General features: G+C 62.0%; 17 protein-coding genes. 8 read left to right on the top strand and 9 right to left on the bottom strand.

Annotated features, from left to right (window positions below):
- Window positions 1–275: 275 nt before the first annotated feature.
- From SM130_RS10505 to SM130_RS10495, 3 genes are read right to left on the bottom strand one after another with little or no spacing between them, the layout of a single operon-like run.
- Window positions 276–935: a response regulator transcription factor gene (locus SM130_RS10505; RefSeq protein ID WP_102826085.1), complete on the bottom strand. Its 660-nt coding sequence runs from the start codon at window positions 933–935 to the stop codon at window positions 276–278.
- Window positions 932–2197, bottom strand: a complete 1266-nt coding sequence (locus tag SM130_RS10500; RefSeq protein WP_102826086.1) for a histidine kinase — start codon at window positions 2195–2197, stop codon at window positions 932–934. Before SM130_RS10500 ends, SM130_RS10505 begins: the two co-directional genes overlap by 4 nt.
- A gap of 44 nt (window positions 2198–2241) precedes the next feature.
- Complete coding sequence (locus SM130_RS10495; RefSeq protein WP_015276869.1) at window positions 2242–2679, bottom strand: hypothetical protein; 438 nt, start codon at window positions 2677–2679, stop codon at window positions 2242–2244.
- A 385-nt stretch (window positions 2680–3064) separates the two neighbouring features.
- Here SM130_RS10495 and SM130_RS10490 point away from each other — a divergent pair, with 385 nt between their 5' ends.
- The 8 genes from SM130_RS10490 to SM130_RS10455 all read left to right on the top strand — a co-directional run bounded on the left by SM130_RS10490 (window position 3065) and on the right by SM130_RS10455 (window position 11110).
- Window positions 3065–5236 carry a methyl-accepting chemotaxis protein gene (locus tag SM130_RS10490; RefSeq protein ID WP_102826145.1) on the top strand — a complete coding sequence of 724 codons (2172 nt, stop codon included), beginning with the start codon at window positions 3065–3067 and terminating at the stop codon, window positions 5234–5236.
- Between the two features lie 138 nt (window positions 5237–5374).
- A complete protein-coding gene (locus SM130_RS10485; RefSeq protein ID WP_102826087.1) occupies window positions 5375–6562 on the top strand; it encodes an ABC transporter substrate-binding protein in 1188 nt (395 codons plus the stop codon).
- Window positions 6559–7056, top strand: a complete 498-nt coding sequence (locus SM130_RS10480; protein ID WP_102826088.1) for a tetratricopeptide repeat protein — start codon at window positions 6559–6561, stop codon at window positions 7054–7056. Before SM130_RS10485 ends, SM130_RS10480 begins: the two co-directional genes overlap by 4 nt.
- An 18-nt stretch (window positions 7057–7074) precedes the next feature.
- Window positions 7075–8046 (top strand): YVTN family beta-propeller repeat protein, encoded by a 972-nt coding sequence (locus SM130_RS10475; RefSeq protein ID WP_102826089.1) that lies wholly within the window; start codon window positions 7075–7077, stop codon window positions 8044–8046.
- Window positions 8043–8939: an ABC transporter ATP-binding protein gene (locus SM130_RS10470; RefSeq protein ID WP_102826090.1), complete on the top strand. Its 897-nt coding sequence runs from the start codon at window positions 8043–8045 to the stop codon at window positions 8937–8939. The genes SM130_RS10475 and SM130_RS10470 overlap by 4 nt, the downstream gene beginning before the upstream one ends.
- Window positions 8936–9727 (top strand): ABC transporter permease, encoded by a 792-nt coding sequence (locus tag SM130_RS10465; protein ID WP_102826091.1) that lies wholly within the window; start codon window positions 8936–8938, stop codon window positions 9725–9727. The genes SM130_RS10470 and SM130_RS10465 overlap by 4 nt, the downstream gene beginning before the upstream one ends.
- Window positions 9728–9829: 102 nt before the next feature.
- Window positions 9830–10393: a PQQ-dependent catabolism-associated CXXCW motif protein gene (locus SM130_RS10460; protein WP_102826092.1), complete on the top strand. Its 564-nt coding sequence runs from the start codon at window positions 9830–9832 to the stop codon at window positions 10391–10393.
- 51 nt (window positions 10394–10444) lie between these two features.
- Window positions 10445–11110 carry a response regulator transcription factor gene (locus SM130_RS10455; protein ID WP_102826093.1) on the top strand — a complete coding sequence of 222 codons (666 nt, stop codon included), beginning with the start codon at window positions 10445–10447 and terminating at the stop codon, window positions 11108–11110.
- Between the two features lie 30 nt (window positions 11111–11140).
- Here the strand turns inward: SM130_RS10455 and cysG are convergent, their stop codons facing one another.
- The 6 genes from cysG to ftsK form a co-directional block, all read right to left on the bottom strand.
- A complete protein-coding gene (gene cysG, locus SM130_RS10450) occupies window positions 11141–12535 on the bottom strand; it encodes a siroheme synthase CysG (protein ID WP_102826094.1) in 1395 nt (464 codons plus the stop codon).
- Window positions 12536–12655: 120 nt separating this feature from the next.
- Window positions 12656–13936, bottom strand: a complete 1281-nt coding sequence (gene serS / locus SM130_RS10445) for a serine--tRNA ligase (protein ID WP_102826095.1) — start codon at window positions 13934–13936, stop codon at window positions 12656–12658.
- A 72-nt stretch (window positions 13937–14008) separates the two neighbouring features.
- On the bottom strand, window positions 14009–14383 hold the full coding sequence (crcB, locus tag SM130_RS10440) for a fluoride efflux transporter CrcB (protein ID WP_102826096.1): 375 nt from the start codon (window positions 14381–14383) through the stop codon (window positions 14009–14011).
- On the bottom strand, window positions 14380–15705 hold the full coding sequence (locus SM130_RS10435; RefSeq protein ID WP_102826097.1) for a replication-associated recombination protein A: 1326 nt from the start codon (window positions 15703–15705) through the stop codon (window positions 14380–14382). The genes crcB and SM130_RS10435 overlap by 4 nt, the downstream gene beginning before the upstream one ends.
- Before the next feature lie 71 nt (window positions 15706–15776).
- On the bottom strand, window positions 15777–16403 hold the full coding sequence (gene lolA / locus SM130_RS10430; RefSeq protein ID WP_102826098.1) for an outer membrane lipoprotein chaperone LolA: 627 nt from the start codon (window positions 16401–16403) through the stop codon (window positions 15777–15779).
- 16 nt (window positions 16404–16419) lie between these two features.
- Window positions 16420–18873, bottom strand: a complete 2454-nt coding sequence (ftsK, locus tag SM130_RS10425; RefSeq protein ID WP_181019286.1) for a DNA translocase FtsK — start codon at window positions 18871–18873, stop codon at window positions 16420–16422.
- Window positions 18874–18888: the final 15 nt, after the last annotated feature.

Here is an 18888-nt window from a genome sequence, read left to right as displayed (position 1 = left end):
TACTGGCAACCCGCCAGGTACGATTATCGAGAGGCGCGATGCAGCGCTGACAGGGAAGAATTCCCGGCTACTGCGGGAAAAATTCCCGGCAGCGCGGCGATTGGTCGTACGACCAGCGCAGTAGCCCGGAGCACGACTTTCGACACGCACGAACCGGCCTGGGAATGCTCAAGGCAAGACGAGGCCTGGAGACGTGATTGCGGCCTTATGGATATGGCGCGCTGCGTCTGCGATGCAAGCGGAAGGCAGAAATGCAGCTGTGTCGCTAGCTGGGGTCAGGCCTCGCAAACCATACGGTCACCGATACGCAGCAAGCCCTGATCGATGGCCAGGTGCACCAGCTCGGCCTGCGAGCTGACCTCAAGCTTACTTTTGAGCAGCGCCATGTGGTTCGAGACGGTCTTGCTGCTGATGCACAGCCGCTCGGCGATTTCTCGATTGCCGATACCCCGGGCCAGCATGATGAAGATCTCCATTTCACGTGGAGTCATCTCTGCCAGCCGCCCCTTGACCGGCGATTGCGACGGCCGCTGGCACGCCAGTTCGGTAGCGAGCGGCTGCTCGATGAAGGTCTGGCCGGCGAGTACCTTGCGCACCGCCTCGACCAGCACATCGGGCGCGCAGCGCTTGGTCAGGTAGCCGGAGGCGCCGGCATCCAGCGCCTGCCGAACCAGCGCCAACTCGTCATGCATGCTGAAGATCAACACCGGCATCAGCGGCAGTCGCTGGCGCAGGCGGCGGCAGGTCTCCAGACCACTGATGCCAGGCAGACCCAGATCAAGCACGACCAGGCTTGGAATCGTCTCCTGTACCTGCTCGAGCGCCTGCTCGCCGCTGGCGGCTTCGCTAACGGTCACTTCGGGAAGCAAGGCCTTGAGCAGGCTCGCATAACCCTGACGCACTACCGCGTGGTCATCCACCAGCAGAATTTTCATGACGTCGCTCCTTGCAAAGGCAACTTGAGATAGAGAGCCCAGCCCCTGCCGGCGCGATGCCGCACACGCAAGCGAGCCCCGAGACAACGCGCATGTTCGAGCATCGAGCGCAGGCCAACACCCGGGCGCTCCGCTGGGCGGCCATGCCCGTCGTCACGGATCAGCAAACGCAGCACGTGATGGTCACCGCGCAGATCGAGACATACCCGAGAGGCACGCGCATGTCGCGCCACGTTGGTCAGCGCCTCCTGCACCATGCGATACAGATGCACCTTGGCCTCCATCGACAGCGCAGGCATGGTGCCGCGCAGGCGAAGCTCGCATGAGACTCCCTGGGTGCTTTGCCATTGCTCGGCGAGTTGCCTGATGGCGTCCTCCAGACTCAAGTGATCGAGCATTACTGGGTACAAATCGCGCACCAGCGTGCGAAAGCCGTTCTGCAGATCGATGCTGTGCTGTTCGAGATGGGCAGCGGTTTCGCGCACTGCGGCTGGCTGATCGGCCTGGACCCGCAACAGGCAGACCCGGGCCCGAATACCAGCGAGGTATTGCCCCAGATCGTCATGCAGCGCCTGCGCCAGGCGGGTGCGCTCGCGCTCCTGCAGCGCCAGCAACGCCTGGGTCAGGCGCTCGTTGTCGACCCTGGCCTCTTCGAGGGCAGCAGCCATGTGGTTGAAGCGCTCGGCAAGCTCGCGCGCCTCGGCGAAGCGATGCATCGGCAAGCGGGTGTCGAGCCGGCCGTCGGCGATTCGCACCAGCGCACCGAACAACTCGCCCAGTACGCGCATCCCGGGGCGCAGCGCCCAACGAATCGCCAGTAGGCAGAGCATCAGCGCCAGGCCGAACAGCACCAGCAGCTGTACTAGCGAATCCCTGACCTCCTCGACTTCGTCGCTTGGATCGACGCTGATATGCAACCGCTGGCCATTCGACAGTTGCAGCACCGTGGGCGCGGAAAGTTCGGTCGGATACAGCCAGGCGCCCAGCCAGTCGCTTAGCACCGGATCGGCAGCATCAGCCTTGATAGTGTCCGCTTCCAGCCAGCGAACACGGACATGCCGCAGGCTGTCGGTGAGTCCAGGCCGCAAGGAATCTGGATCACGCTCGGCCATTTCGCCGAGGTAGCCAACCACCGCGGCAGCGGCATTCAGCTCACGCTGCACGTCATGGCTGGCCTGGCGCAGCAAGACTGCCAGGCAAACCATGGTGACCAGCGTGAAGAAAAGCGTGACCAGCAGATTGATTCGCCAGAGTGCGGACATGTCGGCCATTTCCCCGAGTCAGCGTCGCCGAGCGCGAGGCCGCATCACTTGACCACGAACCGGCCTTCCATGCCCTTGTTCTGCAGACCCTTGCAGTAGAACGGAAAGCTGCCCGGCTTGACTGGCAGAAAGAAGATCTCGGCTTCACCGGCGTCCTCGAACTCCAGCTCGACCAGCGTGATGGCCTTGATCTCTACGCCGCCGGCCTCGACCTTGCGCAGGAAGATCGACTGCGCGAACTCGGGGGCCTGGAAGGCGCATTCCTTTTGCCCGTCTGAGCTGATCTTGAGTTGATAGGCGACGCCGGTTTCCAGTTGGTACTCCTTTTGCGAGACAGCGTAATCGCTTTCTTCGGAGCCGAATTTCAGGTCTGGCAGAGCCTGGGTCCGGCGAGTCAGATCGCCAGCGGCGTGGCTATGATCGAAGCCGATCAGGCTGCCAATCAGCAGAAGGTTGAACAGCAGCGCTTTGATAGTGGGCATGGGGATAGCCTCATTATTGTTTTCGGTGCCCCATCCTAAGGCGCCCCGCTTCGTCCAGCTTCCTACCTTGGTAGCGCCCAAACCGGCAGGTCGCATTGCATCGCCCCCGCAGCCATTCGATTACGCGCATCGAAACCGACCAAAAAAGCACGTTCTCGACTTATTTCCGTACGCCGACGGTACTGACTTCGGTAGCGGCCCGCTAAACCAGTACCAACGTAGCAGTACCAAGGTACCGATCAACTTAATGGTCGGCCGGCCGCAATATTCAGGTATGCGTGATGCCGTTTGGACATCAACTCGATCTTCGGCGACTGGGCAGCTGTATCGCCATCCCTGGTACGCCACCGCTGGTTCTTTTGCGTTATCAGGAGTTGGAACCGTGATCTCTCTCAAATCCATACAGCAGCGAATAGCGATTACGGGCGGCTTATGCCTGCTCGCGACGGCAGGCATATTGATCGGCTACAGCGTCTACCTTGCCAGCACGACTCAGCAGCTGGTTTCCGGCCGTGTCAGTCAGCAGGCACAAGAGGATGCTTTGCAAACGCTGCAGCACCTTGGTGGCAAATACGCCGGGGAGATCCGCTCGGAGTTCACCGAGGCACTGGAAGCCGCCCGCGGGATGGCGACCACATTCGCAGTCGGCAAGTCGAGTTCGACGAACTCCGGAGGCCTCCAGATCGGGCGTGATCAGGTCAATTCCATTCTGCTGAACGTGCTCAAGAGCCAGCCCGATTTCAACGGTACCTACTCGTGCTGGGAACCGGACGCCATCGATGGCCAGGACTTCCTGTTCACCGATGCAGGGAATGGCAACAACGGGCAGACCGGCCGCTTCACGCCGTACTGGACCCGTGGCGCAGACGGCAAGATCGCCGTTCAGCCGCTGGTCGAGTACGACACCATGGACAAACACCCCAACGGGGTGCTCAAGGGCGGCTGGTACATCGGACCCAGGGAGACACTCAAGGAAAGCGTACTCGGCCCACTGCCCTACATCGTTCAGGGTAAGCAGGTGTGGCTGGCGACACTCTCGGTGCCAATCATCGTCGACGGCCGCTTCATGGGCGTAGCGGGCACCGACTACAACCTGGACTTCGTGCAGAAGATCAGCCAGGAAGTATCTGCCAAGTTGTTCGACGGACAGGGCGAAGTGGCAATCATCAGTGATCAGGGACTGATCGTCGCGGAAAGCCGCTTCCCGAATCTGATCGGCCAGCACTTCCAACAGGTCCTGCCTGATGGCTGGCAGACGGCGCTGAACTCGGTGCAGAAAGGCGAAGAACTCGCCCGTCTGGATGACAATGGCATGGTCGTGGTATTCGCCCCCATCGAGCTGGGCCGCACTGGAAAGCCGTGGTCGATGATGCTGAAAATCGACAAGGAGATCGTGCTGGCCAAGGCGACCGAACTGAAAGCCGAGATGGACGCGCAAAGCGCCCGGAGCATGCTGCAACAGATCGGCGCGGGCGTGCTCGTCTCGCTACTCGCGGTCATTGCCCTGTGGATTTCCTCCCGGGCGCTGGCGCTGCCCATTCGCAAAGCGGCTCAGCTGGCCGGGGCGATTCAGAAAGGTGACTTCTCCCAGCGCCTGGCGCACCAGTCTGCAGACGAAGTCGGGCAGCTGTCCGCCAGCCTCGACCGGATGGCAGACAGTCTTCAGGAACAGGTGCACGTCGCCGAGCGTATATCCCAGGGCGACCTGGCGGTCGAAGTACGGCTGGCATCCGAGCAGGATCAACTCGGCCTCGCGCTTCGGCGGATGGTGGACAACCTGAACGGGTTGGTTTCTCAGGTGCAGCTGAGCTCCGAGCTGATCAACGACAAAGCGGGCCAGGTCACCACGCTGAGCCAGGACCTTTCCAATGGCGCAACGGAATCCGCCTCGGCGGTCACCCAGATCAGTGCGACCGTCACCCAGATGGCCGCGCAGATCCGCCAGACCTCCGAATATGCCAGCGAAGCCAACGCCCTTTCGCGCAGCTCAGAACATTCGGCTCGCGGCGGCAATGAGCTGATGGTCACACTCAAGGCCGCCATGCAGGAGATCAACCAGTCGGGGCTGGACATCACCAACATCATTCGGGCAATCGAAGAGATCGCCACGCAAACCAACCTGCTCGCGCTGAACGCAGCCATCGAGGCGGCCCGAGCGGGCGAGCATGGGCGCGGATTCGCAGTGGTTGCCGATGAGGTCCGTCAGCTGGCAGCCCGCAGCGCCGAAGCTGCACAACGCTCCACGCGGCTGATTCAGGAGTCCAACGCACGCACGATCAAGGGCATGGAGATAACCGACGACACGGCACGCGCACTCGAGGCGATCGTTCAGGGCGCGGCGCAGGTATCGCAGCTGGTGGACGAAATCGCTTCCGCGTCGAGCCAACAGGCATCCGGTATCGAGCAAGTCAGCCTGGCCATCGGCCAGATCGATGAAGTCGTTCACCACAACAGCACCAACTCAGAGCAGTCGACGCAAGCGGCACAAGAACTGACGCAGCAAGCGCAGCAAATGATCGTTCAGGTCGGACGATTCAAGGTCAGGCGAATTCGCTGACAGGTCAGAGGCGGCGCACCTGCTGCGCCGCCTCGTTGCGCTTTTCTACGACCTTGGTACACAGCGACTGGTACTTTCTGCATATTCCCCCGCTCCGCCATGGTTCCTATGCTGCCTGCAACGTCACAGGAGCTGCCCATGCGCCATGTATTTCGACGACTCGGTTTCCTGATCGCCCTCACCTGCTGCGCCCCTTGGGCGGCGGCCGCCCCCAGCCAGGAGCTATCGATACGCATCGGCTACCTGGGTTATCGAGCGGATACCGGGCCAGTGCTCTCCAACGTCATTCCTGAACCGGAAGATGCCGCCCTTCGCGGCGCCGAGCTGGCCATTACCGATAGCAACAGCACCGGACGCTTTCTCAAGCACAGCTACGCGCTCGAGGCGGTCACCAGCGAAACGGCGGAGGACCTGCTTGAACAGGCCACCAAGCAATACGCCGATGGCTTGCGCCTGTTCGTGGTCAACGCCCCGGCGGCAACCTTGCGCCAGCTGTCCGACGCCATGCCGGAAGCACTGCTGATCAACGCCGGCAGCGCCGACGACGCGCTGCGCAGCCAGAGTTGTCTGGCCAATGTTCTGCACACACTGCCGAGCCGCAGCATGCTCGCCGACGCGCTAGGCCAGTTCCTGGCGGCGCGGCGCTGGAACCGCTGGCTGCTGATCGCCGGGCCCACCGCGGATGATCGGGCCTACGCCGATGCGCTGCGCCGTGCCGCAAAGCGCTTCGGGCATCGGATCGTGGCGGAAAAAGCCTGGAGCTTCGACAACGACCAACGCCGCAGCGCCCAGGCCGAGATGCCGCTATTCACCCAGGCCGCCGAATACGACGTGGTGCTGGTGGCCGACGAGCGTGGCGACTTCGGCGAGTACGTGCCCTACCAGACCTGGCTGCCAAGGCCGGTTGCCGGCACTCAGGGTATGACCGCCACCGGCTGGCACAAGACTGTGGAAACCTACGGCGCCGCGCAGCTGCAGAAACGTTTCGAAGCGCATGCCAAGCGCTGGATGAATGACCGCGACTTCGCCGCCTGGATGGGCGTACGCAGCTTCGCCGCCGCAATCACGCGCTTGCGCAGCACGGACCCCGCCGCGATTCGCCAGTTGTCGCTCAGCGGCGAGCTGCCGCTGGATGGTTTCAAGGGCCGCAAGCTGAGCTACCGCGCATGGGACGGTCAGCTGCGCCAGCCGATCCCGCTGGTGCACCCACGCGCGCTGGTTTCGAATTCCCCGCAGGAGGGTTTCCTGCACCCCACCAGCGAACTGGATACCCTCGGCTTCGATGCGCCGGAAAGCAGCTGTCGCCTCAGTGAGGTTCGCTCATGAAAAGACCATTGACTATTGGCTTGCTGGGCCTGGCGGTGCTTTCCAGTGCCGCCGTGCAGGCAGACGAGATGGGTTACGAAGCCTATGTGGACAGCCCGAAACGCATCAAATGCCTGTACGGCTACGTGACCGCCAAGACCGGTAACTTCGATGCAGCAAGAGCCATCTTTGAAGACTGTGTGGCGCGCTGGAATGACGTCTACTCGCTGATCTCGTTGGCGCAGATGTACGAGAGCGGCAACGGCGTAGAAAAAGACCTGAACAAATCCGCTGCGCTGCTCAAGCAGGGCGCGGAGCAACCGGACAAGGCCAGCTACGTCAGCTTGGCGCGCTATCACTGGGGCGTCGCGCTGGCCGAAGGGCGTGGCGTCGAGGCTGATCCAGATGCCGCACGCACCTGGTTGCGCCGCGCCGCCGCCGATGGCCAACCGGAAGCGGACGAATACCTGCAGCAGCTGGACCACACTCACGCGCCAGCCTCCAACACACAATAACGACAAGAGAACCCGACCATGCCACGAACTGCCCTTGCCGCCGCAATTGCCCTTGCCGTCAGCCTTGCTGCGGGCTCGGCTGCGGCCGCGACTGCCTACGTTTCCAACGAGAAAGACGACAGCATCAGCGTCATCGACCTGAATAAGATGGAAACGGTCGAGACCCTGCAGGTTGGCATGCGCCCGCGTGGCCTTACCCTTTCCAACGACAACAAGCTGCTCTACATCTGCGCCAGCGATTCGGACACCGTTCAGGTGATGGACCTGGCCACACGCCAGATCATCAAGCAGCTGCCATCCGGTGCAGACCCGGAACAGTTCGCCCTGCACCCCAACAACAAGTGGCTGTACATCTCCAACGAGGACGATGCGCTGGTGACAGTGGTCGACGTCGAGAAGGAAGAGGTGCTGGCGCAGATCGATGTTGGAGTCGAGCCAGAAGGCATGGCGGTGAGCCCGGACGGCAAGTGGGCGGTCAACACCAGCGAAACCACCAACATGCTGCACTGGATCGACACCAGTACCAACGAGCTGGTGGACAACACCCTGGTCGACCAACGTCCGCGTCACGTCGAGTTCACCAAGGACAGCAAGCAGCTCTGGGCCTCGGCAGAAATCGGCGGCACCGTCAGCGTCGTGGATGTCGATAAGCGTGAGATTCTCAAGACGCTGACCTTCAAGATCAAGGGTGTGCACCCGGACAAGGTGCAGCCGGTGGGCATCAAGCTCTCCGCCGATGGCAAATACGCCTTCGTCGCGCTTGGCCCGGCAAACCACATCGCGGTGGTCGACGCTAAAACCTACGAGGTGCTCGACTATCTGCTAGTCGGCCGCCGCGTCTGGCACATGGCGTTCAACCCCGATGAAAGCCTGCTGCTGACCACCAACGGTGTCAGTGGCGACGTCTCGGTGATCGACGTCGCCAAGCTCAAGGTCATCAAGTCGATCAAGGTTGGCCGCTATCCGTGGGGCGTGGTGGTTACGCCATGAACGCGCTGGAGGTCAGCGATGTCGGCTTCGCCTACGGCGCTCGCCGGGCGCTCGATGGGGTGAGTTTCACCGCGGCGCAAGGCCGCTTCACCGCATTGCTTGGCCCGAACGGGGCCGGAAAGTCGACGCTGATTGCATTGCTGACTCGCCTGTATGACCTGCAACACGGCCAGATCCGCATTGCCGGATTCGGCCTGCGCGAAGCACCACGCAAGGCCCTGGCACGCCTGGGCGTGGTCTTTCAACAGAGCACGCTGGATCTGGACCTGACCGTGGAACAGAACCTGCGCTACCACGCGGCGCTGCATGGGATGCCCCGAGCCGTGGCGACCGAGCGCATCGAAGTTGAACTGCAGCGTCAGCAGCTCGGGGAGCGCCGGCGTAGCAAGGTACGCGAACTCAACGGCGGGCATCGCCGGCGCGTGGAAATCGCCCGCGCACTGCTGCACCGCCCCGATCTGCTGTTGCTCGACGAAGCCAGTGCCGGCCTGGACCCCGCCAGCCGCCAGTCGCTCAACCAGCATGTGCGCATGCTCTGCCAGGAGCAGGGCATGAGCGTGCTGTGGACTACGCACCTGCTTGATGAAGTCCACGCGGATGACGATCTGCTGGTACTCAATCGCGGCCGGCTGGTCGCTCAAGGCAGCGTGGCCAGTGTGGCCCTGGACGGCGAGGATCTGGCGGCAAGCTTTGCACGGCTGACCGGCGACGCCACACAGGTCTCGACGTCGACATCACCAACGCTCCAGCGAGCAAGCACAGCCCCGTGCTTCGCGGAAGCCGCTAGCCTCCCGGTAAATGCCTCCGCCCCGGAAACAGCGACGCCAGAAGCCGACCCCGCGGCTGCCCGTCGTCCAAGCGCCCCTCTCAATCCCGGGCGGGAGACCTTATGACTACCTACTGGGAATGCCTGCGCGGCATCGTCATGCGTGAATGGCTGCGCTTCGTTCAGCAACGCTCGCGGTTCTTCAGCGCTCTGGTGCGCCCCCTGCTGTGGCTCGTGGTATTTGCTGCCGGTTTTCGCGCGGCGCTTGGCATCGCCATCATCGAGCCGTACGACACCTACATCACCTACGAAACCTACATCGTTCCAGGCCTGGCATGCATGATCCTGTTGTTCAACGGCATGCAGGGTTCGCTGTCGATGGTTTATGACCGGGAGATGGGCAGCATGCGGGTATTGCTGACCAGCCCGCTGCCGCGCAGCTTTCTGTTGGCCAGCAAGCTGGTGGCCATTGCGCTGATCTCATTGCTGCAGGTCTATGCGTTTCTGGCCATCGCCTGGTTCTACGGTGTCCAGCCACCGCCGCTGGGCCTGGTCGCCGCCCTGCCCGCCTTGCTGCTGGTGGCGCTGCTGCTAAGTGCCTTGGGCTTGCTGCTGTCCAACGGCATCCGCCAACTGGAGAACTTCGCCGGCGTGATGAATTTCGTCATCTTCCCGATGTTCTTTCTGTCTTCGGCGCTGTACCCACTGTGGAAGATGCGAGACGCCAGCGAGTGGCTGTACTGGATCTGTGCGATCAACCCATTCACCCATGCCGTGGAGCTGGTACGAAACGCGCTCTATCTGCGCCTGGCTCCCACTGCACTGATGGTCTGCCTTGGCCTGACACTGCTGTTCAGTCTGCTCGCGGTCATCAGTTTCAACCCGCAACATGCGGCGCTACGGCGCTCGGCATGAGCGAATTAGTACTTTGGTAGCGCTTTTCCCCTCCATCGTAGGATTTAAAAGACGCGCCCATTGTTCTGTAATCGGCCTACCGAAACGCCAAGGACTACAACCATGCTCAGGTCGCTGCTGCCCTTGCTCTTTGCCGCGCTGCCTGGACTCGGCATGCCCCTGATCGCATCGGCCGAGGATCAGCTCGCCTTGTTCTCCGCCGACGGCTATCGCCAGACGCAATACCGCAGCCCGACGCCGCCTTCGATCGACGGTGCACAGACCCTGGATACCGCCGCATTGCAGGCATTGCTGGAACGACAGCCCGACGTGGTCTTGGTGGACGTGTATCGCAGCCAATGGCTGGCCGGCCAGTTCATCGCCAGCGAACCCCATGCCAATCTCCCAGGCAGCCTCTGGTTGGCGAATACCGGCGATGGCGATCTGCAACCCGAATGGGCAAGCTACTTCAGCGAAAATCTCACACGCGCCAGCCAGGGCAATCTCGAGTGGCCAATCGTGTTCTACTGCCGCTCCGACTGCTGGCTAGGCTGGAACGCCACCAGGCGCGCCCATGCGTTGGGCTATAAGAAGCTTTACTGGTATCGAGACGGGGTGGACGGCTGGGAACAGGCGGGTCTGCCCTTGCACCCGGCTACGCCGAAGCCCCTGCCTGGCGACGACTAGCCTCCCGATCCAGCATGCCCCACCATAATCACAACAAAGAGGTGACCGGCCTTGTACAAGATTCTGATCGCGGACGACCATCCGCTGTTTCGTGAAGCCATCCACAACGTCATCCGCGATGGCTTTCCGGACAGCGAGATCCTGGAGACCGCCGACCTGGACAGCGCATTGGCGCTAACCCTGGAACACGACGATCTCGACCTGGTGCTGCTGGACCTGAACATGCCAGGCATGCACGGCCTGAATGGCCTGATCAATCTGCGCAACGAGGCGCCGACCATCCCTGTGGTCATCGTTTCCGCCGAGCAGGACAAGCAGATCGTATTGCAGGCGATAACCTATGGCGCCGTTGGCTTCATCACCAAGTCTTCGCCACGAGCGCAGATGACCGACGCCATCCAGCAGATTCTCAACGGCAACGTCTACCTTCCTTCAGACATCATTCGCAGCCAGAAGCCCACCAGCCGCCATTCCCATCACAACGAACAGTCGATTCCGCCGGAACTGCTGCAAGCCCTGACCCGCAAGCAATTGCTGGTATTGGAGCGCATGACCAAGGGCGAGTCGAACAAGCAGATCGCCTACAACCTCGATATCGCCGAAACCACGGTGAAGGCGCATGTCTCAGCAATCCTGCGCAAACTCAACGTACACAACCGCGTCCAGGCAATCCTCTCGGCCGGTGATATCGACTTCACTGCCTATCTGCGCCGCTGAAGCGCGGCGCACGCAGCGCTCGGCTTCAGACTAGTCGCTCGCCTGGGCACCCTCGAACCAGGCGAGTTTTTCCCGCAACTTCACCACCTCACCGACGATCAACAATGTCGGTGCCTGGACCTGCTCCTGTGCAATCAGCTCTGCAAGGGTGGCCAGCGTACCGCTGAAAACCCGCTGGCTGCTGGTGGTGCCCTGCTGCACCAGCGCCGCTGGTGTATCAGGCGAGCGGCCATGTGCAATCAGCTGCTGACAGATCACCGGCAATCCCACCAGCCCCATGTAGAACACCAGCGTCTGCCCCGGCGCCGCCAGCTCTGCCCACGGTAAATCGCAGCTGCCATCTTTGAGATGACCGGTGACGAAGCGTACCGACTGGGCATGGTCGCGATGGGTCAGCGGAATGCCGGCATACGCCGCGCAGCCGCTGGCCGCGGTAATGCCGGGCACCACCTGGAACGGCACGCCATGGGCCGCCAGCTCTTCAATCTCCTCACCGCCGCGTCCGAAGATGAATGGATCACCACCCTTGAGTCGCAGGACGCGCTTGCCCTCCTTGGCCAGGGTCACCAGCTTCTGGTTGATCTGATCCTGCGGCACGGCATGATCCGAGCGCTGTTTGCCGACATAGATGCGGTCGGCATCACGCCGGCACAAGTCGATGATCGCCGGGGCGACCAGTCGGTCGTAGAGGACCACGTCGGCCTGTTGCATCAGACGCAACGCGCGGAAGGTCAGCAGATCCGGATCGCCCGGGCCGGCACCAACCAGGTAGACCTCACCCAGCGCGCGGGGCGCGGCACCTGCGAGCTTTTCGGCAAGCAAGCGTTCGGCCTCAGCGGTACGCCCAGCCAACGCCTGCTCGGCAATGGCACCCTGAAACGTTTCCTCCCAGAACACCCGACGCTGCTGTACGTCGGCAAACCTGGCTTTGACTTGGGCGCGAAACTGCTTCGCCAGCCCGGCGAGTTGCCCGTATGCAGCCGGAATCCAGGTTTCGATACGCGCACGAATAAGACGCGCCAGCACCGGCGCATCGCCGCCACTGGACACGGCGATGACCAGCGGCGACCGATCGACGATCGCGGGGAAGATCACGCTGCATAGCTCGGGCGAGTCGACTACGTTCACCGGAATGCCCAAGGCGTTGGCGTGTTGCGATACCGAAGCATTCAACGGTTCGTCGTCGGTCGCAGCGATGGCCAGCACACAGCCCTGCATGTCCCGCGGCTCGTAGCCGCGATCGAGGCATTCGCCACCACCCGCCTCTACCAGCTCAACCAGTTGCGTTTCGATGCTCGGCGCCACCACCCGTAGCCGCGCTCCGGCCTCGCTCAACAGTCGAGCCTTGCGCAACGCAATCTCGCCACCACCGACAATCAGCACCGTACGGCCTTTGAGGTTGTGGAACAGCGGGAGGTATTCCATGGGCGAATCCTGGAGGGTCATTGGAGGTACGGGCATCACAGCCATTACGGCCGCGATGCCCCTTGTCGAATATCAAGGATCCGGTCTGATGCCAGGATCGCGTTGACGCAGCGCCGCACGTCAGCCGATGACGTCGATGCCGCCCATGTAAGGCTTCAGCACCTCCGGCACTACCACGCTACCGTCGGCCTGCTGGTAGTTCTCCAGTACGGCGACCAGGGTGCGGCCTACGGCCAGGCCGGAGCCATTGAGTGTGTGCACCAGTTCAGGCTTGCCGGTTTCCGGGTTGCGATAGCGCGCCTGCATGCGCCGGGCCTGGAAATCGCCGCAGTTGGAGCAGGAGGAAATCTCGCGGTACTTGTCCTGGCTCGGTACCCAGACCTCCAGGTCATAGGTCTTGGTCGCGCCGAAACCCATGTCGCCCGTGCACAACGACAGCAGACGGTACGGCAGCTGCAGCAGCTGCAGCACCTTCTCGGCGTTGCCGGTCAGCTCTTCCAGCGCCTCGAAGGATTTTGAAGGCTCGACGATCTGCACCATCTCAACCTTGTCGAACTGGTGCTGGCGGATCATGCCGCGGGTGTCGCGGCCGGAAGCACCGGCCTCGCTGCGGAAACACGGCGTATGCGCGACGAACTTCAGCGGCAGCTGCTTGGCATCGAGAATCTCGCCGGCAACGATGTTGGTCAGCGACACTTCGGCGGTAGGAATCAGATAGAAATCGGCTTCGCCCTCTCGGCTGATCTTGAACAGATCTTCCTCGAACTTCGGCAGCTGGCCAGTGCCCAGCAAAGCCGGAGCTTGTACCAGATAGGGCGTGTAGGCCTCTTCATAGCCATGCTCGCCGGTGTGCAGGTCGATCATGAACTGCGCCAGCGCACGATGTAGACGGGCAATCGGACCGCGCATCAGGGCGAAGCGGGCACCGGACAGCTTGGCGGCCGTTTCGAAATCCAGCCAGCCATGCTGTTCGCCCAATGCGACATGATCCTGCACGGCGAAGTCGAAGGTTTTTGGCGTGCCCCAGCGACGAACCTCGACGTTCTGGTCCTCGTCGGCGCCAACCGGCACGGACTCATGCGGCAGGTTGGGAATGCTCAGCATCAGGTGGTCGAGGTCGCTCTGGATACGATCCAGCTCGAGTTTGCCGGATTCGAGTTCCGAGCCCATGCGATCCACGTCCGCCAGCAACGGCGCAATGTCCTCACCGCGCTGCTTGGCCTGGCCGATGGACTTGGAGCGCGCGTTGCGCTCAGCCTGGAGTTGTTCGGTGCGGGTCTGCACGGTCTTGCGCTGAGCTTCCAGCGCCTCGATGCGCGCCACGTCCAGCTGGTAGCCACGGGTGGCCAGGCGGGCCGCCACGTCCTGTAGCTGAGTGCGTACCAGTTTCGAATCAAGCATGGTGGGTCTCGTCTGTGAAAGCTTGGATAAAGGGCGAAGAGGGAGCGAAGTTTACTGTGAACCGGCGTCGGTTCATAACCTTGCGAGCGTGAGCCCAACCCAGGCCGCGAGCAAGCCGCCAAGCACGCTGCCACCGACGTAGGCAAAGGCGGTCGCAAGCTGACCACTTTCGAGCAGCCGCAGTGCATCCAGCGAGAAGCTGGAGAAGGTCGTCAATGCTCCGAGGAAGCCGATCAGCAACGCGCCACGCAGCTCCGGAGAAATATCCGGCCGGGCAAGGAAGGTCGCGTAGAGATAGCCGATCAACAAGCACCCGAGCAGGTTCACTGCCAACGTGGCCAGATAGAAATGCCGGGGCCACTGTGTACTGACCCAAGCGGCGACGGCAAAGCGCAGCAATGTTCCGATCACACCACCGCAGGCGACGGCGAAGGCCATGCGGATCATCGCTTTCTCCGCTGTACGGGGCTATCGCGATCGAGCTGGGCAAGATGCTCGAGCTTATCGCGGATCTTGCTTTCCAGCCCGCGCGGAGCGGGATGGTAGTAACGACGCGGCTCCATTGCCTCGGGAAAGTAGTCCTCGCCAGCAGCATAGGCATCCGGCTCGTCATGGGCGTAGCGGTATTCGTTGCCGTAGCCGAGCTCTTTCATCAGTTTCGTTGGCGCGTTTCGCAGATGCAGCGGCACTTCCTGCGAGCCGTTTTCCGCAACGTCGCGCATCGCTGCCTTGAACGCGGTGTAGACGGCGTTGCTCTTCGGCGCGCAGGCGAGATAGACGATGGCCTGCGCCACGGCCAGTTCACCTTCCGGACTGCCCAGGCGCTCCTGTACATCCCAGGCATTCAGGCACAGCGGCAGCGCACGCGGGTCGGCATTGCCGATTTCCTCGCTGGCCATGCGCACCACGCGCCGGGCAAGGTACAGCGGGTCGCAGCCGCCATCGAGCATGCGCGCAAACCAGTAGAGTGCTGCATCGGGATTGGAGCCGCGGACTGACTTATGCAGCGCCGAAATCTGGTCGTAAAAGGCCTCGCCACCCTTGTCGAAACGGCGGCGGCTGTCACCCAGCAGGTCCTGCAGCAGGTCGGTACTGATGCTGCCGCCCTCCTCGGCCAGGTCGGAGGCGTTCTCCAGCAGATTGAGTAGCCGCCGCCCATCGCCGTCAGCCGCGGCCAGCAGCATCTGGAAGCTTTCTTCCGGCAGTTCCAGATGCAGATCGCCCAGGCCTTTCGGTTCGCTCAGCGCCCGCGCGACCAGCTTGCGTAGAGCCGCTTCGTCGAGGCTTTTCAACACGTAGACGCGGGCACGCGAGAGCAACGCATTGTTGAGTTCGAAGGAGGGATTTTCAGTGGTAGCGCCGATGAAGATCAGCGTGCCGTCTTCAACATAAGGCAGAAAGGCGTCTTGCTGCGACTTGTTGAAACGATGCACTTCGTCGACGAACAGGATGGTACGCCGGCCATACTGCGCAGCCTGCTGTTTGGCGATCTCCACCGCCTGGCGGATCTCCTTGACCCCGGCGAGCACAGCCGAAACCGTCTCGAAATGGGCATCGGAAACCTTGGCCAACAATCGCGCCAGCGTGGTCTTGCCAACGCCAGGCGGGCCCCAGAACACCATGGAATGCAGCGCGCCCTGCTCCAGCGCCTCACGCAGCGGCTTGCCCCGCGCGAGCAGATGCTCCTGCCCGACGTACTCGTCGAGACTGGCGGCACGCAACCGCGCGGCAAGTGGCTGGGAGACTGGTTCACGGCTGAACAGGTCCATTGCGGACGGTTACCTCAATTGCAGCGGCCTGCAATTACGCAGGCCACCGGAAACGAAATGCCGGACGTAGGTCACTCGGAGATGACGTCGGCACCCTCGGGGATTTCGAAGGTGAACAGGTCAGCCTTCAGCGGCTGGTTCATCTTTACGCCCATGAACAGGATATTGGTGCGCTGACCGACGCTGTCGATCAGTTGCATGTCGTTGATCACACCACCGCGGAATGACAGGCGCAGATTGTCGAACAGCGTGTCCTTGGCCTTCGGCTTGAGGGTGAAATCGACAACGTCGCCGGCCTCCTTATGGGAAACCTCGAAGTTCTCGCTGATGGTCGACACGTCACCGGAGAGCAGCAGCGCAGGGGTATGCGTCAGACGCTGGTCGAGTTGCTGAACGGTGACCTGCTCCAGGTCCGGATCGTACAGCCAGACCTTCACACCATTGGAAACCAGCAGCTGCTCCATAGGCGCGTCGGTATGCCAGCGGAACTGGCCGGGGCGCTTCAACGACAGCTCGCCGGACGTTTCCTGCAGCTGGGTACCGCTGCCATCGAGCGACAGCTGCGAGAAGCGGCCAGTCAGGGTTTCGGCCTGGTTGAGCAGGCCGGTCAGTCGTTTGGTGGATGCAGCCTGGTCGGCGTGAGCCGGGGCCAGGGCAACCATCAGGACAGATGCACACAGCAAACGGATCAATTGCATGTAACCCTCAAGCGATTCAATCGCGCATAGGCGGCGGCGCGAGGACTTCCCGCGAGCCATTGGTATTCATGGATGTCACCACACCGGCCATTTCCATGGCTTCGATCATGCGCGCGGCGCGGTTATAGCCAATCTTGAGTTTGCGCTGCACCGCGGAAATCGATGCACGGCGGCTTTCGGTGACGAAGCGCACGGCCTCGTCGTACAGCGGGTCTTCTTCACTGCCTTCTCCGCTACCTTCGCCACTGCTGCCATCAAAGCCGTTGCCAGTGTCTTCCACGCCAACGAGGATTTCCTCAATGTAATCGGGCGCGCCACGGGCCTTCCATGCCTCAACCACCCGGTGCACCTCTTCGTCGGAAACGAATGCGCCATGCACACGAATCGGCAGGCCGGTGCCCGGCGGTAAATAGAGCATGTCACCGTGACCCAACAGCTGTTCGGCACCGCCCTGGTCGAGGATGGTCCGCGAATCGATCTTGCTCGATACCTGGAACGCCATACGGGTCGGGATATTGGCCTTGATCAGACCGGTGATCACATCCACCGATGGACGCTGAGTGGCGAGGATCAAATGAATGCCCGCCGCCCGCGCCTTCTGCGCGATACGTGCGATCAGTTCTTCGACCTTCTTGCCGACGATCATCATCATGTCGGCGAATTCGTCCACCACCACGACGATGGTCGGCAGGGATTTCAGCGGCGGCGGCTGATCGTCCATGTTTTCGCGACGGAACAGCGGATCGGTAAGCGGTGTGCCCGCCTCTTCGGCGTCCTTGACCTTGCGATTGAAGCCGGCGAGGTTACGCACCCCCATTGCCGCCATTAGTTTGTAGCGACGCTCCATTTCGGCGACGCTCCAGCGCAGCGCGTTGGCCGCCTCCTTCATGTCGGTAACCACCGGGCAGAGCAGGTGCGGAATGCCTTCGTAGATCGACAGTTCGAGCATCTTCGGGTCGATCATGATCAGCCGCGCCTCTTCCGGCGTGGACTTGAACAAGATCGACAGAATCATCGCGTTGACGCCCACCGACTTACCCGAACCGGTGGTACCGGCTACCAGCAGGTGCGGCATCTTCGCCAGGTCGGCAATAACCGGCTTGCCGCCGATATCGTGGCCAAGGGCGATGGTGACAGGCGACTTGGCGTCGTCATAAGGCGCGGAAGAAAGCACCTCGGAGAAGCGCACGATCTGGCGATCCTCGTTGGGTATCTCGATGCCTACCGTGGTCTTGCCTGGAATCACCTCGACCACGCGCACGCTGATCACCGCTAGCGATCGCGCAAGGTCCTTGGCCAGGTTGGAGATACGACTGACCTTTACACCGGCCGCTGGCTGAATCTCGAAGCGAGTGATGACCGGGCCCGGATGAACCGACTCGACGATGACCTCTACACCGAATTCCTTCAGCTTGATTTCCAGCAACCGCGACATCGCCTCCAGCGACTCAGGCGAATACTGCTTCTGTTGTTTCTCGGCAGCATCGAGTATCGAGATCGGCGGCAAGCTGCCTTCGATCAGCGGGTCGACGAAGAGGTTGGCCTGCTTTTCTTTCAGCACGCGCTTGCTCGGTTCGGCAGCTTTGGGCGGTGCAGCCGGGGCGATCACCGGAGCCACACGCTTGTCGCGCTCGCTCATGTGCTTGGCCAGGGCATCATCACGCTCGATGATGCGCTCCTTGATCTTGGCCTGCTCACGGCGGTCGCGCACCATCGGCGCAGCCACCTCGCTCACCACATCGTCCACTTCGCGCAGCTGGGCAACCATCTGCTTGCGCTCGGCCCGGGCATTCCACCAGCGGCTGAAAGCGCTCTGAATCAGCTCGATCAGATCAAGCGTGATCTTGCCGGTGATGTCCATTACCTTGAACCAGGACAGATCAGTAAAGACGGTCAGGCCAAACAGGAAGAATGCCAACAGCGCCAGGGTACTGCCCTGCACGTTCAGCGAAAGCACGGCAAGCTGGCCGAGGCTTTCGCCGAGCGCTCCGCCTGCGGACGCCGGCAAGCCAGGTGCTGCCTGGAAATGGATATAAGCCAAGGCCGAACCGGACAGCACCAAAAATACCAGCCCGATCAGACGCCATGAGAACAGCCAGCCATTCCATTCCCAGGGCTGATGCCTGGCACGGAATACCTGCCAGGTCTTGACCCCGAGCAACAGCGGAAACAGGTAGGCGAAATAGCCCAAGGCCATGAACAGGACATCGGCAAACCAGGCGCCAGCGCGCCCCGCTGCGTTACGCACCTGATCGATATTGCTTGTATGCGTCCAGCCCGGATCGCCTGGATCGTAGGTCAGCAAGGCCATCCAAAGGTAGACGCAGAGCGCACCGAGCGCTATCAACGCGCCTTCCTTGAGGCGATAGTGCAACTGTTGTCGCCAGACGGTTGCCGGCGCGGTAGATGAGGAATTCTTCAAAACGCTTTCTTTCCTGCGCCTGCGGCGCGATGAACCGTAGTCAGCCAGAACCCCGGCATTGTA

The organism is Stutzerimonas stutzeri (assembly GCF_038561965.1).
GTDB classification, from domain to species: Bacteria; Pseudomonadota; Gammaproteobacteria; order Pseudomonadales; family Pseudomonadaceae; genus Stutzerimonas; species Stutzerimonas stutzeri_AA.
This window is presented reverse-complemented; position numbering and strand designations above follow the sequence as displayed.

What these genes read in the sequence shown, in the direction of transcription:
- SM130_RS10505 (WP_102826085.1), bottom strand. Translation starts at nt 935, where the DNA reads ATGAAAATTCTGCTGGTGGATGACCACGCGGTAGTGCGTCAGGGTTAT.
- SM130_RS10500 (WP_102826086.1), bottom strand. Translation starts at nt 2,197, where the DNA reads ATGTCCGCACTCTGGCGAATCAATCTGCTGGTCACGCTTTTCTTCACG.
- SM130_RS10495 (WP_015276869.1), bottom strand. Translation starts at nt 2,679, where the DNA reads ATGCCCACTATCAAAGCGCTGCTGTTCAACCTTCTGCTGATTGGCAGC.
- SM130_RS10485 (WP_102826087.1), top strand. Translation starts at nt 5,375, where the DNA reads ATGCGCCATGTATTTCGACGACTCGGTTTCCTGATCGCCCTCACCTGC.
- SM130_RS10480 (WP_102826088.1), top strand. Translation starts at nt 6,559, where the DNA reads ATGAAAAGACCATTGACTATTGGCTTGCTGGGCCTGGCGGTGCTTTCC.
- SM130_RS10475 (WP_102826089.1), top strand. Translation starts at nt 7,075, where the DNA reads ATGCCACGAACTGCCCTTGCCGCCGCAATTGCCCTTGCCGTCAGCCTT.
- SM130_RS10470 (WP_102826090.1), top strand. Translation starts at nt 8,043, where the DNA reads ATGAACGCGCTGGAGGTCAGCGATGTCGGCTTCGCCTACGGCGCTCGC.
- SM130_RS10465 (WP_102826091.1), top strand. Translation starts at nt 8,936, where the DNA reads ATGACTACCTACTGGGAATGCCTGCGCGGCATCGTCATGCGTGAATGG.
- SM130_RS10460 (WP_102826092.1), top strand. Translation starts at nt 9,830, where the DNA reads ATGCTCAGGTCGCTGCTGCCCTTGCTCTTTGCCGCGCTGCCTGGACTC.
- cysG (WP_102826094.1), bottom strand. Translation starts at nt 12,535, where the DNA reads ATGGAATACCTCCCGCTGTTCCACAACCTCAAAGGCCGTACGGTGCTG.
- serS (WP_102826095.1), bottom strand. Translation starts at nt 13,936, where the DNA reads ATGCTTGATTCGAAACTGGTACGCACTCAGCTACAGGACGTGGCGGCC.
- crcB (WP_102826096.1), bottom strand. Translation starts at nt 14,383, where the DNA reads ATGATCCGCATGGCCTTCGCCGTCGCCTGCGGTGGTGTGATCGGAACA.
- SM130_RS10435 (WP_102826097.1), bottom strand. Translation starts at nt 15,705, where the DNA reads ATGGACCTGTTCAGCCGTGAACCAGTCTCCCAGCCACTTGCCGCGCGG.
- lolA (WP_102826098.1), bottom strand. Translation starts at nt 16,403, where the DNA reads ATGCAATTGATCCGTTTGCTGTGTGCATCTGTCCTGATGGTTGCCCTG.